Source organism: Novosphingobium sp. (assembly GCF_027486195.1).
In the GTDB taxonomy this organism is placed as follows: Bacteria; Pseudomonadota; Alphaproteobacteria; order Sphingomonadales; family Sphingomonadaceae; genus Novosphingobium.
Window position 1 is genome coordinate 1 of record NZ_JAIXPP010000092.1, and the last position, 12,129, is coordinate 12,129.

At 61.8% G+C, this 12,129-nt stretch carries 16 protein-coding genes; 7 read left to right on the top strand and 9 right to left on the bottom strand.

Annotated features, from left to right (window positions below):
* On the bottom strand, positions 1–2,408 hold a 2,408-nt coding region (locus Q0071_RS16710), incomplete at its 3' end, for a filamentous hemagglutinin N-terminal domain-containing protein (protein WP_298172042.1).
* 14 nt (positions 2,409–2,422) lie between these two features.
* Positions 2,423–4,114 carry a ShlB/FhaC/HecB family hemolysin secretion/activation protein gene (locus tag Q0071_RS16715; protein ID WP_298172045.1) on the bottom strand — a complete coding sequence of 564 codons (1,692 nt, stop codon included), beginning with the start codon at positions 4,112–4,114 and terminating at the stop codon, positions 2,423–2,425.
* 204 nt (positions 4,115–4,318) lie between these two features.
* Between Q0071_RS16715 and Q0071_RS16720 the strand changes: the two genes are divergently transcribed.
* From Q0071_RS16720 to Q0071_RS16745, 6 genes are all read left to right on the top strand, one after another.
* Complete coding sequence (locus Q0071_RS16720) at positions 4,319–5,530, top strand: ATP-grasp fold amidoligase family protein (protein WP_298172048.1); 1,212 nt, start codon at positions 4,319–4,321, stop codon at positions 5,528–5,530.
* 77 nt (positions 5,531–5,607) lie between these two features.
* Positions 5,608–6,252 carry a hypothetical protein gene (locus Q0071_RS16725; RefSeq protein WP_298172051.1) on the top strand — a complete coding sequence of 215 codons (645 nt, stop codon included), beginning with the start codon at positions 5,608–5,610 and terminating at the stop codon, positions 6,250–6,252.
* A gap of 229 nt (positions 6,253–6,481) precedes the next feature.
* On the top strand, positions 6,482–6,763 hold the full coding sequence (locus Q0071_RS16730) for a hypothetical protein (RefSeq protein WP_298172053.1): 282 nt from the start codon (positions 6,482–6,484) through the stop codon (positions 6,761–6,763).
* A gap of 314 nt (positions 6,764–7,077) precedes the next feature.
* The gene (locus Q0071_RS16735; RefSeq protein ID WP_298172056.1) at positions 7,078–7,293 is read left to right on the top strand and encodes a hypothetical protein; all 216 of its coding nucleotides are present in this window, start codon (positions 7,078–7,080) and stop codon (positions 7,291–7,293) included.
* The gene (locus Q0071_RS16740) at positions 7,290–7,517 is read left to right on the top strand and encodes a hypothetical protein (protein ID WP_298172059.1); all 228 of its coding nucleotides are present in this window, start codon (positions 7,290–7,292) and stop codon (positions 7,515–7,517) included. The genes Q0071_RS16735 and Q0071_RS16740 overlap by 4 nt, the downstream gene beginning before the upstream one ends.
* A gap of 297 nt (positions 7,518–7,814) precedes the next feature.
* A complete protein-coding gene (locus Q0071_RS16745; RefSeq protein ID WP_298172062.1) occupies positions 7,815–8,042 on the top strand; it encodes a hypothetical protein in 228 nt (75 codons plus the stop codon).
* Here Q0071_RS16745 and Q0071_RS16750 read toward each other — a convergent pair whose 3' ends face one another.
* Genes Q0071_RS16750 through Q0071_RS16765 form a run of 4 tightly spaced genes read right to left on the bottom strand, consistent with a single transcriptional unit; the run spans position 8,043 to position 9,619 of the window.
* The gene (locus Q0071_RS16750) at positions 8,043–8,321 is read right to left on the bottom strand and encodes a hypothetical protein (protein WP_298172065.1); all 279 of its coding nucleotides are present in this window, start codon (positions 8,319–8,321) and stop codon (positions 8,043–8,045) included. It abuts the gene before it with no gap.
* Positions 8,315–8,590 (bottom strand): DUF6527 family protein, encoded by a 276-nt coding sequence (locus Q0071_RS16755; RefSeq protein WP_298172068.1) that lies wholly within the window; start codon positions 8,588–8,590, stop codon positions 8,315–8,317. The genes Q0071_RS16750 and Q0071_RS16755 overlap by 7 nt, the downstream gene beginning before the upstream one ends.
* Positions 8,590–9,054, bottom strand: a complete 465-nt coding sequence (locus tag Q0071_RS16760) for a hypothetical protein (RefSeq protein ID WP_298172071.1) — start codon at positions 9,052–9,054, stop codon at positions 8,590–8,592. The genes Q0071_RS16755 and Q0071_RS16760 overlap by 1 nt, the downstream gene beginning before the upstream one ends.
* Positions 9,055–9,109: 55 nt before the next feature.
* Positions 9,110–9,619 (bottom strand): lysozyme, encoded by a 510-nt coding sequence (locus Q0071_RS16765; RefSeq protein WP_298172074.1) that lies wholly within the window; start codon positions 9,617–9,619, stop codon positions 9,110–9,112.
* Positions 9,620–9,812: 193 nt separating this feature from the next.
* Between Q0071_RS16765 and Q0071_RS16770 the strand changes: the two genes are divergently transcribed.
* Positions 9,813–10,274 (top strand): hypothetical protein, encoded by a 462-nt coding sequence (locus Q0071_RS16770; protein WP_298172077.1) that lies wholly within the window; start codon positions 9,813–9,815, stop codon positions 10,272–10,274.
* Between the two features lie 77 nt (positions 10,275–10,351).
* Here Q0071_RS16770 and Q0071_RS16775 read toward each other — a convergent pair whose 3' ends face one another.
* From Q0071_RS16775 to Q0071_RS16785, 3 genes are all read right to left on the bottom strand, one after another.
* Positions 10,352–10,615, bottom strand: a complete 264-nt coding sequence (locus tag Q0071_RS16775) for a hypothetical protein (protein WP_298172080.1) — start codon at positions 10,613–10,615, stop codon at positions 10,352–10,354.
* A gap of 14 nt (positions 10,616–10,629) precedes the next feature.
* Positions 10,630–10,950 carry a hypothetical protein gene (locus tag Q0071_RS16780; protein WP_298172083.1) on the bottom strand — a complete coding sequence of 107 codons (321 nt, stop codon included), beginning with the start codon at positions 10,948–10,950 and terminating at the stop codon, positions 10,630–10,632.
* 77 nt (positions 10,951–11,027) lie between these two features.
* A complete protein-coding gene (locus tag Q0071_RS16785) occupies positions 11,028–11,990 on the bottom strand; it encodes a hypothetical protein (protein ID WP_298172085.1) in 963 nt (320 codons plus the stop codon).
* Between the last annotated feature and the right edge of the window lie 139 nt (positions 11,991–12,129).

Here is a 12,129-nt window from a genome sequence, read left to right on the forward strand (position 1 = left end):
CCCGGCGTGCCGACTGATCCGGCCTTGATGCGCACGACATTGGCACCGGCCAGCGCGGCGGCATCGGGGGTGGTGAAGGATAGGCCGGCCACGGCCCCGGCGCTGCCTGAGGTCACATCGGCAAAGCGCGTGCCGTCCGTGCCGCCCGTCAGGGTCAACTTGGTGAAGTTCAGCGAACCGGTGATATCGAGGTCGATATCATCGAGCGCCTTGACCGTCCCGAGCGTGGCATTGCGCCCCGCGCCCACCGTCACATCCTCGCTGTTCGACGTCAACGAGGTCGCTTGCGTCACATCTCGACCCGCACGCACCGCCACGCTGCCGCCGGTTGCATTGGCGCTGACAAGGCTCACATCCTGGGATGCATTGACCAGCACGTCGCCGGCAAGGGCGCTGAGACCGGTTCCTGAGGTGATATCGCCGGCAGCCGAACGCAGCCGGATCGTCGATTCGCCAAGCTGTGTATCTTCGCCGGAAACCACATCCAGCGAACCGCTAGCACCCGCCGTACCAGTAAGGGTTACGCGCGTATCGACTGCGCCGGTTCCCTTAGCGGTGCTGCTGTCCAGCGTGAGCGTACCGCTCAGCGCCGTAAGATCGATGTCATCCCCGGCGAAGGCTTTGGCGATATCCACGCCTGCTCCCGCGCGGGCTGCAATATCGACACCGGCATTGAGCTTGCCGCCCGTAATCGCGCCTCCAGCCAGCAGGCCGATCGAGCCGGTCGGGGTTCCCGGTCCGGCAAGGACCGTCGTCACGTCGCCGATCGAGATGTCGTTCTCGGCAGAAAGCAGCACGTTGCCGCCGTTGGTCGCGATCGTGTCGGAGGCGAAAATGTCGCTGTCGGCGCCGGCTGCCGAGAGCAGGACCGCCGCATCTGCATTGCCCACGGACAGCTTGCCGGTGGAAATCGAACCGCCGGTGGACGTGATGGTCAGCGCCTGATCGACAGTGACGTCGCCCGTGGTGATCGCATCGGCCGCCTCAAGCGCGGTTCCGGCGCCCGAAACCAGCCCGGATGCGATCACATCGCCTAGTGTGATCGCCGGGCCGCTGGTGACGCGCACCATGCTGCGCTTGAGCGGATCCGCTCCAGTGAGGCCGGCCTGCAGCAGCGTGTTCGCGCCGAAATCGACTTCACCCGCGTCAGCCTTAAGGACAAGATCGGCAGCGCCCGTGCCGCCCGTGTCAGACTTGAGCGAGAGAGTACCCAGACCTGTGATGTCGTCGGTCGTCGCGTTGATCGTGACGTTCCGGCCCGCGCTCTGGTTTACCGTAGTGGCGGCTGCGCCGAGCGTGACGGTCGTGCCCGTCGCCTTGAAATCGCGCCCTGCGGTGACGGCATTGGCCAGCGTAACGCCGGCCGCCGAATTGACGATGACGTCTGCGCTCGAGCCGGTCGCGGCGAGGCTGCCGTTCACCAGGATCGAGGGCGCCGCATTGGTGCCATTGGTGATGGTGGCCGTATTTGTCCCCACCGTCGTCGTGGCAGTGGCAAGCGTGACCGTCCCGCCGGCTACCGAGGCGGTAAGCTTGGCATTGGCGTCAACGTTCAGCAGTGCTGCGGTCAGGTTCGTCTTGAGGCCACCGGCAATCAGCACGGATTGCCCGGTCACGTTCTTGTTGATGTTGACAGCAGCCTGGCCGAGATCCGTACCGGCGTTGACCGTGAAGCTCAGGGGGTTGCCGAAACCGGCGGTGAACGTCACATCGCTGCCCGCGATCATCACGACCGACCCACCAGTCGATGTGACGGAAGCGTTGTTGGTGATGTCCTGCCCAACAACCACGATCGATCCGGAGACGCTCAGACCTGCGCCGCCGATCGTGATCGGGTTCGTGCTGGAACCCGAAAACGAGATGGCGGCCGTGTTGGCTGTTGTCTCGAACGCAGTCCGGAAAGCGGGATTGACGGTGCTCGTGAAACCAAGCGTCGACAGCATCAGGCTGCCGCTGGTGAGCGTGGCAGTACCGTTGAAAGTGATACCATCCTGATTGATCAGCCAGACCGAGATATTCGGGTCCGCCGTGATCTTGCCGGTGCTGGTGATGGTGGAAGCGCCCGAGCCGACCACGCGATTGGCCGCAACGAGGTTCGCGCCGCCGCCGGTCGAGATGTAGTTCACCGTGGCGTTGTCGATATTGAAGCTGGTGAAATCGATGATCCTGCTCTTGGCGAGCAGGTCCACGGTCCGCAGGTCGGCTGCGGGGGTGGTGATCTTGGCACCGCCATTGTTCCATTCGCCGCTGCCGGCGACCACCTCGAGCCCTGTCGGGATCGGCAGTGTTTGTGCCAGCGCGGGGGTGGCAAGGTTAAGGCTGACTCCGACAAGCGCGGTGGACGTGAGCAGGGCAAAGCGGCGGGCGCGGCCCGAGGCCGAAAGGCGCGGATTATGGACGAGGGTCATGATGCCGCTCCCCTTCAAAAGAACTTGGACGTGAGCGAGACAAGCACCCGGTTCGATGGCCTGGACTTGTCCGACGGCAAAAGCTTGTCGAGCGGATGGGCGAAGGTCACGTCGATCACCAGGCGCTGTGGCAGCACGAAGCGCAGTCCGCCGCCGACGGAGCGCAGGGTCTGGTTGGGGATCGCGGTGCCGGGGTCGATGTTCTGGACGTGGACCCAGTCGTAGAAGGCCGAAGCTTCAACCCGGACCTTGGGAATCGGCAGGACAACGCGCGGTTCCGCCGTAAACCCATAGGCACGGTCGCCGCCGCTCGAGCCCGGATCATAGCCGCGGCCGCGGGTGTAGTTGCCGAGCGAGAATTCTTCGAGGTTCAGAAGCGGGTCGTTGGACCACTGGCCGAAACCGTTGAGGCCGAGATGGAAGGCGCCGACCGGATGAATATCGAGGTTCGCTTCGCCCTTGATCACGAAAGCCTGCGGATTGCCGAATAGACGCGATGGGGCTCCCTTTGTGGTGACCGCACCAATCTTCGTCGCACCAAGAATACCGATGCCCTTGCGCAGTTCGAGCGAACCTGTGGCATGCATCCATTCTGTGTCGCCGTTGGTGAAGCGGAAGTCTCCGTCCACGCGCCCGAACAGCACCCGGATCTTGTCGAGCGAGAAGGGGATTCGGCTACCCGCTGCAAAGATCTGTGCGCGCTGATCGAGCATTTCGAAGCCGCCCGTCGCAACGATCGTCTGCTTGAGATTGCGGACAAGCGACTGGCTTATATCGAGGCCGCCGATGATCGACCGGGAGCGCAAGTCCAGATTCTTGATATTCGGGCGAGACCAGGCCAGGCTCGTGCGCAGGCCTAGCCGCAGGCCGGAATCATTGAGCGCGAAATCGTGCCCTGCCTGCAGCACTCGGATCTCCTTGAGATCCTTCGAGTTCGAGAACGCCACGTAGGTCCGGTCCGAGCGACCGGTCAGCCCATAGACTTCGCCGCGGATCGAACCGATCCAGCGTCCAAGCTGATGCGAACCGTAGTTCTGGAAATTGACCAGAAGCGAATGGCTCTGTGTCGCGACATTCAGGGTCCCGATCATCTCGCCTGGTGCAGCATTCGCTGAGCTGAGCGTCAGGTTCACATCGAGGCCGGGAATGTCGCCGACAAGCAGGAGCTCGCGCACAGCATCGCGCCGATTCAGCGGGTCGATGGCACGAATCCGCTCCACCGCTTTTTCCAGTTGCGTGCGGAAAGGACCGGGTTCGCCAACAACGCGCACTTCGATGATGTGCGCGGTAACGACCTGAATCTTCAGCACACCGTCGGTGATCTTCTGCGCCGGAATCTGTGCCAGCGCGATGTAACCAGCGGTGGCGAGACGTTCGTTGATCCGGTCCCGAATCTTGCAAACCACGCTCAGCTTGGCTTCGCCGTGCAAGTCCGCATCGACGCCCGCGAGCAGCGTGACCAGTTCGGCAGGCAGGGCCGAACCATCGGGCTTTTCCAGCGCAAGCGAGGAAATCGTCACGGGAATGTCGGAGTCGGAAAGGGCGCAGGGCAATTCCGTGATCGCGCCTCGCGTCTCTACCCTGATCTGCGTTTTCTTCGGAACATCCTTGGGCGGCACGCTCTGCTCGATCTGAGCGCGGCCGATCTGGTGAACTTGCGAAGTTTGCTCGGTGTCGGCAGCTGTTGGAATTTGTGATTGCGCCATAGCCGAAGTTGAGGCGCACAGGCCTACAAAAGCTATGGTCGAACGAGTCAACACGCCAGTCATCGAACCCCCAATTCGGTAAGCAAGCATTCATGCTTATTGAATTTCTGAGCGGCCCGATTTTTTTAAGTTAATGGCCCCCGAATCGCGGTGCAGTCAACCGGCAAATGCGAAGCAGCAAATTAGTGTCTCGTGAGGACACAAGTGCGGCTGATAGGTAGGCCTTCGACCTGTCTTTCAGATCTGAAAATCATCGATGCGGCTCTGTGGACGACCGAGCAAGCCTTGATTGAGAACGGCTGCAAGCCTCGCGCGGCAGGTGCAGCGGTTAGAACGGGTTATCGCGGAAATTTTACGATGCAGGCCATGGCGCCGCCGTCTAAGTGGGCCAGCTTTTCGTCACTTCGAGTATCACGTGCAATGAAAAATCTCTGGGAATCCTGCGGCGACTTTTTCACGCTGCTGGTGATCAACCTCAGTATCTATGTCCGACACCCGATCTGGATTGCACGGACTGCCTATCGACAGAGGGCACTTCCCAACATAGCCGTGCCAAAGCGGTTTCGGGAAAAGCGCACCTGGCGGCTCATCTTCGACCAGAACCCGCTGTTTCATCTCTTTGGGCGCAAAATGGCTGCCAAGGAATGGATGATGAAACGCGCAACGGGGCTCGCTGCGGCCCGCACATTATGGTCGGTGAATTCGGTTTCCGAATTACCGCTGGATGCCCTGCGCGCAGGAATCGTCATCAAGGCGGACAGCGGATGTAACCAGAACCTCTTCCTCAACACCGATCCGGTAGATGTCGCATCAATCAAGACCCTGATAGGCGAGTGGCTCCGCGCACCTCAGGCCGAAAAATACGGTGGACGTTACTGGCCGAAAGCAGAGCAGAAAGTCTTTGCCGAAGAGATGATCATCAATCTCGATGGCCCTCTCGTCGATCTGAACTTCTTTTGTTGCGATGGAAAGGTGGATTTCGGGGTTCTCACAGTCGGGGAAAAGACGGCCGACGAACGGATCGCCTATTTCACCGAAGACGGTCAGCGCATCATATCGATCATGCACGAACGTGTTTATCGACGTGCCTGGCTTCCCCTCGATTTCGCGGTTCCCGCCGGCTATGCCGAGGCCGCCAAGGCCGCAGCAGAACTTTCTGCGGGAATTGACTTCATCCGGGTCGACATCATGGTCGCCAATGGCCGTCCCTACGCTTGCGAGATGTCGCCTTTTCCCGGCGAAGCGGGCTATGACACCACGGCACTCTACAGGAACTGGGTCAAAAACTGGGATATCCGCCGCACGTGGTTCGTCAGCCAGCCCAAGCATGGCTTCCTGGAACGCTACCGACAGGCGCTCGGCAGGCGTCTTGGTGCAGATCAGGCGGAAGATGTGCCATTGGCGAGCTGCGATTGACCGGATTGTCGCGGCGGGACGCTACACTGGGAAAGCCATGGTTCCGATGAGCCGGCCGTCCTGACACTTCCCTACAGATGTGGGGCAAAGTGTTGGAACGCACCGCACGGCGCCGACACAAGGCGCTGCGGCGAAATCCGAATTTTCGAGAAGGTGGCTCCCTGAGTAGATCAACAACAACTCAGGAAAATCAATCACCTAGGAATGTCTCACCTGCTTCGACGCCCGACGGAATCCTGCGGCGTCCCGAGGCAAGTGTCTCACCTGAAAATGGTATCGCAGCGGCATCGGAGACCCCCCTCAAAGCTGCGATCCGCAAGGGGAAAGAGCAGGGCCGGCAGGCACTGTATTTCGGATTCTGGGATCGGCCCGGGCACTTCCTGTATTTCCCGACCGGTCGGCGGATTTACGACGCGCGCCGCGACTTACCCGGCTTCCCGTGGTCAGACGCGCTGCTCGACGGTGGCCTACTGAAGAACGGCCGGCGCCCTGATGTGTGCGACGGCAACGTCTTCTGGACCTGCGGCGGCCTTTCGTTCTGGTACGCCTTCTACTGGTGGGATCGATCGGGCGACAGCCGCGGCGCTAGCAACTCCGGCATCTATGTGCGCGGCTTCGGTTGGCCTGAGGCGGAAGAGGCGTTTGCCTATGGGTGCGGTCAGTTCTCACACATAGTTGCGCGCCAGAAGCATCCTCTGCGCCTGATGGAACGCCCGGTGTGATCCGCGGCGCTCGCCTCGCACGCTCCATGGCGCGAGCCTTGCGCAGCGCTGCGGTGCCGGCGGCGATCGATCCGTACCGCGCACGGCCGTGGGCACCGCCCGTTGTGGCGCCGGCCGAGGATCCGCTGCGCTGCCGCTGCCCCGAGTGCCTCATGCTCGACACGCTGCACTCCGGCGAGGGCTACCAGCTCGCGCTGTTTCCGTACCAGATCCAGAGAGGACCAAGGTCATGACCGAACAAGAGATTGAAGACTGGCTCGAGGAGGCCATCAGCGACAGCGTGGACATGGACTGGACCCCGCGCGTTGCCGCCCGGCTGATCATGGAGCGCATGAGGGGCGAGGGCATCACCCTGGCCATACCGAAGCCGCAGGGCACCGATTGCGCGCAGTCGCCCGATGGCCGCCACCATGTTGATACCAGCATGGAGGAAGGGCTAAACAACTGCTTCCACTGCGGCGTGAGCATGGCCCGCCGAACCCCTTCCGATAGCAATGGGGGTGGGGCGTGAGGCTACCTCGCCGCAAATGGCTTTTCACCGTGCATCTGGCTTCCGGCCAAAAGCACCGCTTTGTTGCCGCAGATCTAATTCGCCGAACGAATGGCAATGATTTGATCGGGCTTTCCGCAAAAGGTAACCCAGATGCATGGGACTACATTCGCCTTGATCGGATTGACCTAATTACATCGCGCCGTTGTTGGCTACGCTGGACTTGGAGCCGCCCATGATCCCCGCCCGCATCCGCGACTTCTGCCTGCGCGAGCTAGGCTTTGACTGGTTCGACTGGGTGCCTGGTGAGATCGAGTTTTAGGAAGGAATGAGAAATGGCGACTGATCCACACGCTCAAAACGATGACAGTGATCGCATGTGCATATCCGCCGATGGCTATCGCATAGGCCAAGCTGGCGGCGAAATTGCCGTTGCATTTATGCTGGCCGACATGCCGAGCGATATTGGCCTGATCTTCGGCAAGGACGAGGCTTTGGAGTTTCTTGGCCGCTTGTCCATCGAAATGCAGGCGCAGGGGTGGCTCTCGTGACTAACCCCCAGATTGCCGAGATCGCGGCGAAGCTGACGGCGGCGCAGCGGGAATTGCTGTTGGATGACCATGCCTGCCAGTTGTGGAACCACGCGGCTCTGACCGGCGTCCGTAATCACCTTGCCCGCAAAGGTCTGGTCCAGCGCACTGGACCTTTCCTACGGTGGAGCCTTACCCCTCTTGGCCAATCCGTCGCCGCCTATCTCAAGGAGCGGAGCGCATGATCAGTGCCAATGCCCTCACAGATCGGCGAACCGTGATGATGGCACCAAGCAGCAGTCGTCGCAGATGTCATTGCGGTTGCAGGCGCCGTGCCACCCACGTGGGGCAGGCAAATGGCATTACCATGATGATGGGCTGCGAATTGTCTGCAAGGCGATGGATGAGGTCGCCAAGCAACTATTACCGCGCCGCCCTCTCTGCGCTGGGGGTGAAGTGATGGGCTGGGGCGAACGCATTGAGCGACTCTTGTTCGCGTTCATTGTTGCCTATGGCGCGCTTATCGCATGGAGATACCTGACATGACCGACCCATTCCAAATCGTCACCTCGCTGAGTGTTCGACAGACCAACATGTCGGTGAACAGTCTGAACAGTCTGAACTTCGACACGAAATGCCGGGGCGGCTGTATCCTAGCGCGCCAAGAGCCGGTGGACACGCCGTACGGCAGGCTGGCGGCGGGAACGCATTGCAGCAAGTGCGGTGCGTTTTTTCGCGATGAGTTTCAGCCGGGAGAGCCGATCAACTGATCAGCGCTCCACACACCCCGAAATCAGCGCCAGCGCCTGATCCAGCGCCGAGCGCAGCCGCAGCGCATCGGCGGCGAGCAGATCCGCATCGCTTCTCGCATCGCCCGTCAGCTTGTCGCCCACGCGCGGCGGCACGGCGGGCACGTCGCTGGCCTTGATGCAGGGTACGGGTACGGGGATTTCCACTCGCTCGGTGCGGACTTCAATTGCCGGCGGCGGGGGATGCGCGCAACCGGCGAGGGCCAGTGCGGCGAATGGGATCAGGCGGCGCATCAACATGAGACGAACTCTCCTGCGGTAAGGTAACCATGCCACTTGCAGGGTAGGCCGCTCTGAAGGATGGACGGCGTAAGTGTCGGCGTTTCGGCGTTGCCGTTCCACTGCCAGCCGCGCTCGTCAGGCTTGATCGGCAGCCAGCTTTCGTAACCGCAGCCGCAAGGGCAGCGAAACGCGATACCTTTGACCTCGCCATCAAGACGGCGCAGTTCGATCGCGCCGGGCTGCTGCCCCTCATCGCTGCGGATGTCCTCGACAGGGATGGCGCGCATCAGAGCGCTCCCTTCGCAGCCATGACGGCGGGGCTCGTCCGGCAATCGTCGGCAGCGCCCGCCGGAGCCCGCTGAGCATCGATCCGGGCGGCGAGGCTCTCGCGCACCGCCGAGCGGTCCTTCGCTGCGTCGAGCGCCGCCTGACCAGCCTGCACGCGCTTGTCGGCCTCTGCCTTCAGTCCCTCGACGGCGGCGTTCTGCTCATGCAGTGCGGCGGTGAGCGTGTCGTTCGACTTGCGGGTGGTTTCCTCGGCCTTGCGCCAGCCGTCGCGTTCCAGCGTCAGCGCGGCGATCGTGCTGTCGCGCGCCGTGATGCCGGTCTGCCACCATGCCAGAGTCAGCAACAGAAGGACGATTGCTGCGCCCATCATGCGCTCGCGAGTGCCGGTGATCCAACGCAGGGCAAAAAGCAGCCACTTGCCAAGGCTGAGCAGCTTGGTGCCGATCCAGAACAGCCAGGTCATGCCGCGTCCTTCAGGCATTCGGCGCGCTCGCGCTGGCGGCGCAGGGTGAGGCCGCTCATGCGATGCCTCTCAGGCAAAGCTGGCGTTCTTCACGGCGTCGATTGAGCAAGCCTTGCACCTGACGCCCGCCCGCATAGGACCACGACAGGAAGGCATCGCAGGCCTGCCGCCAGCGTCCTTCTGAGAATCGGCGCGCGACGGTGGATTTTCGGTAGTTCGAAATACCGATATTGTAGGCGAGCGAAACAGCAGCAGCCAATTGAGGTGCGTTTCCCTTCAGCTCAGGATTCCGCGCGATCACCGGCGCAGCGAAATCAGCCAGACCATTGGCGAGCATGTCATTACACTCAGCATTCGAATAGCGGCGCATTTCGACGCGGGTCTCGCCGTAGCAGACAGTCATCTTGCCGATCAGGTCGGCATAAGGATCGTTCCGCTTTCCTTCAAATCCTGCGACGAGCGGGACCATAATGGCGGCAGCAGCAGCGCCTACGATGCTCACAAGCGCCATTTTTCCCGTTGCAGACTTTGCATTCTTAGCATTGTCGTTGTATTGTGAAGCCATGGCTAAAAACCCTCGATTGATCGATTTGACCGGGCAACGCTTCCAACGTTGGACGGTACTGAAACAAGCTGGCAACGCCCCGCGCGGCGGCGCTCTTTGGCTCTGCAGGTGCGATTGCGGTGTTGAGCGCGCGGTAATTGGCGCAGACCTCCGGTTTGGGAAAACGCGCTCTTGCGGGTGCCATCGAGACGAAGTGACGAAGGCCAAGAACTTACGCCACGGCCAGTCTGGCAGCCGCCTTCATGTGATCTGGGTAAACATGCGCAAGCGGTGCGCGGATACCGAAGATAAGGATTACGGCGGACGAGGAATATCGGTTTGCAGCGCGTGGCTCGTCTTTGAGACCTTCCGCGATTGGGCGCAGAAAAACGGCTACCGCGACGATCTGACGATTGATCGTGTCGACAATAACAAGGGCTACTACCCTCAGAATTGTCGCTGGACGACAGCGACGACGCAAGCACGAAACCGTCGCTTTGTCGCGCTGACCAGCGACGGAAGACCGGGCCCGGAAGTTGCAGAAGAGAACGGCATACCTCCGCGCACGTACAACGTACGGCGCTCCGCTGGATGGTCGGTAGATGAGGCTGCCACATGGCCATACGGAAAGCTCAGGGCTCCCAGACGTAAGAACGACAAGGGGCAGTTCTACTGAACAGCATCGCGGCGGTGGCAAGGCCCACCAGCGCGGCGAGGGTGCCCTGCTTCTTGCGCGAGGGCTTCGGCGGCGGATTACTGGCCATCGGCGGCCCCCTTTGGCTTGATGCCCGGCTGCTGGCGCGTGCGGGCCCAGATGATCGCGGCGAGCGAGACCCCGGCAATCACCACCGGGCGCACCGGTTCGGGAAGGTGGGCTACAAGCTGCTGCCACTGATCGGGATAGGCAGCGATCCACGCGAGGAATGCCGAGAAGGCGACGCCCATTTGCATGGAGGTGTACTGCAGCCAATGGCGCGCGGCGGCGCTGGCCGCGTTGATGCGGTCGATCAGGCTCATCGGTATGGCCCCTTTCAGGTTTCGGGATGATCCGGCGCGTCGGCCGGGAAGGCTTTGCGCAGCACCACGCGGGCATCGTGCAGCGCGGGGTGATCGGGGTGGTTGGCTTCCACCACCGGGATGAGCGCCATCACGACTTGCGCGATCGCCATGGCGCGGTTGTCGGCCTGCGCCACGCGCGCCTCGAGCAGTGCGATCCGCTTATCCTGCCGCGCGCCGGCAAGGCCGAGCAGCCAGCGCACGAAAGCGGTTATCGTGACGACAATGGCCACGACGCCGCCAACAATTTCATGGTTGCCAAGCGCCAGCGCGCTCAGTTCGCTTTGTTCGGTCATGATGCGTCCGGCCACCTTTCCTCAAGCTGCGCGCTTGGCTTCGACTGTCATGGTGATCGAGGCGGGATCGATGGCGATCACAGCGTCACGCTGTATCCAGCCAGGATCGTTGTCAGCCACGCGCGCACACTGTCGAGGTTGGCCTCCGTAAGCGCACGATTGTAGTAGAGCGCGCCATGGATCAGCGGTGCGCCGTTGTTGAAGGTGCCATCGGCGAAGGTATCGCCCAGCCTGATCGCGCGGCCTGTCAGCGCGCTATTCGAAGTGCCGGTTGCGGTGTTCGTCAGGTTGGCGCGTCCGGTGCCAGCGAGGTATGCAAAAGCTGAGGTGCGGGTGTGCGCGGATGCGTACATGCGGGCCACAGTGCCGACGCCGGAATCCGCACCAGTTGTGGTGTTGATCGTCGATGCATCGCCCTTGGTCCACGCGCTGGTGGCACCAGAACCCATCGACATGACCGAAATGAACCGACCACCCGAAGACGAACCATACGACCCAGACAAAAGCTGCGGCGCCTGAGTCGCGGTAATCGTCGTGCTGGCGACCGTCTGGCTTGCGGAAACCGTATAGGTGCCCGTACCGCCAGTGCCAGTGCCAAAGCCCGTTATCGTCGTGCCGCCGGTCACGCCTGAGCCGCTGATTGCCGCACCCACGGTGAGATTGCCTGAAGCCACGCTGGCGACGGTCAATGTTATTCCGCTGATCGATCCCGTGACCACCGCACCGCCGGGAGGCCGAGCAATAACGATCTGTGTCGCCTCGCCGTTGGTGTTGAACAGGTCGGTATCGAGGAACGGCAGATTGACCGAGACACCACTGCCGCATTGGATGCCCTTGGCCCCAATCGCGCCCGACGCGAGCGTCGCAGTGCGCGAGAAGCCGGTGATGTCGTTGAGCCCAGCGTTGGCACCATAGTCCGTGCCGAACAGGTAGCCCGCATAGAGCGAGTTGTTGAAGTCAGGCGGGGTGAACAGACGGCTAAGGGCTGATCCTGCGAAAGCAGAGCCGGAGCCGGGAATTTTGATCTGAAGACCGGGCATGTTCGTGTCCTTTAAATGGTGTTCGACCGCAGAACGACGGAGCGGATCACGTTGTTGAAGTAGGATGCCAGCACCTCGTGACCGAGGTCGTTGGGGTGCGTCTTGGTACTGTCCGTATTGCTGGTGAGCAGGTCGGAGG

Bases quoted from the DNA above. Each gene is read 5' to 3' on its own strand.
- Q0071_RS16715 (WP_298172045.1), bottom strand. From the start codon at position 4,114: ATGGCGCAATCACAAATTCCAACAGCTGCCGACACCGAGCAAACTTCG.
- Q0071_RS16725 (WP_298172051.1), top strand. From the start codon at position 5,608: ATGTGGGGCAAAGTGTTGGAACGCACCGCACGGCGCCGACACAAGGCG.
- Q0071_RS16730 (WP_298172053.1), top strand. From the start codon at position 6,482: ATGACCGAACAAGAGATTGAAGACTGGCTCGAGGAGGCCATCAGCGAC.
- Q0071_RS16735 (WP_298172056.1), top strand. From the start codon at position 7,078: ATGGCGACTGATCCACACGCTCAAAACGATGACAGTGATCGCATGTGC.
- Q0071_RS16745 (WP_298172062.1), top strand. From the start codon at position 7,815: ATGACCGACCCATTCCAAATCGTCACCTCGCTGAGTGTTCGACAGACC.
- Q0071_RS16750 (WP_298172065.1), bottom strand. From the start codon at position 8,321: ATGTTGATGCGCCGCCTGATCCCATTCGCCGCACTGGCCCTCGCCGGT.
- Q0071_RS16755 (WP_298172068.1), bottom strand. From the start codon at position 8,590: ATGCGCGCCATCCCTGTCGAGGACATCCGCAGCGATGAGGGGCAGCAG.
- Q0071_RS16760 (WP_298172071.1), bottom strand. From the start codon at position 9,054: ATGACCTGGCTGTTCTGGATCGGCACCAAGCTGCTCAGCCTTGGCAAG.
- Q0071_RS16765 (WP_298172074.1), bottom strand. From the start codon at position 9,619: ATGGCTTCACAATACAACGACAATGCTAAGAATGCAAAGTCTGCAACG.
- Q0071_RS16775 (WP_298172080.1), bottom strand. From the start codon at position 10,615: ATGAGCCTGATCGACCGCATCAACGCGGCCAGCGCCGCCGCGCGCCAT.
- Q0071_RS16780 (WP_298172083.1), bottom strand. From the start codon at position 10,950: ATGACCGAACAAAGCGAACTGAGCGCGCTGGCGCTTGGCAACCATGAA.
- Q0071_RS16785 (WP_298172085.1), bottom strand. From the start codon at position 11,990: ATGCCCGGTCTTCAGATCAAAATTCCCGGCTCCGGCTCTGCTTTCGCA.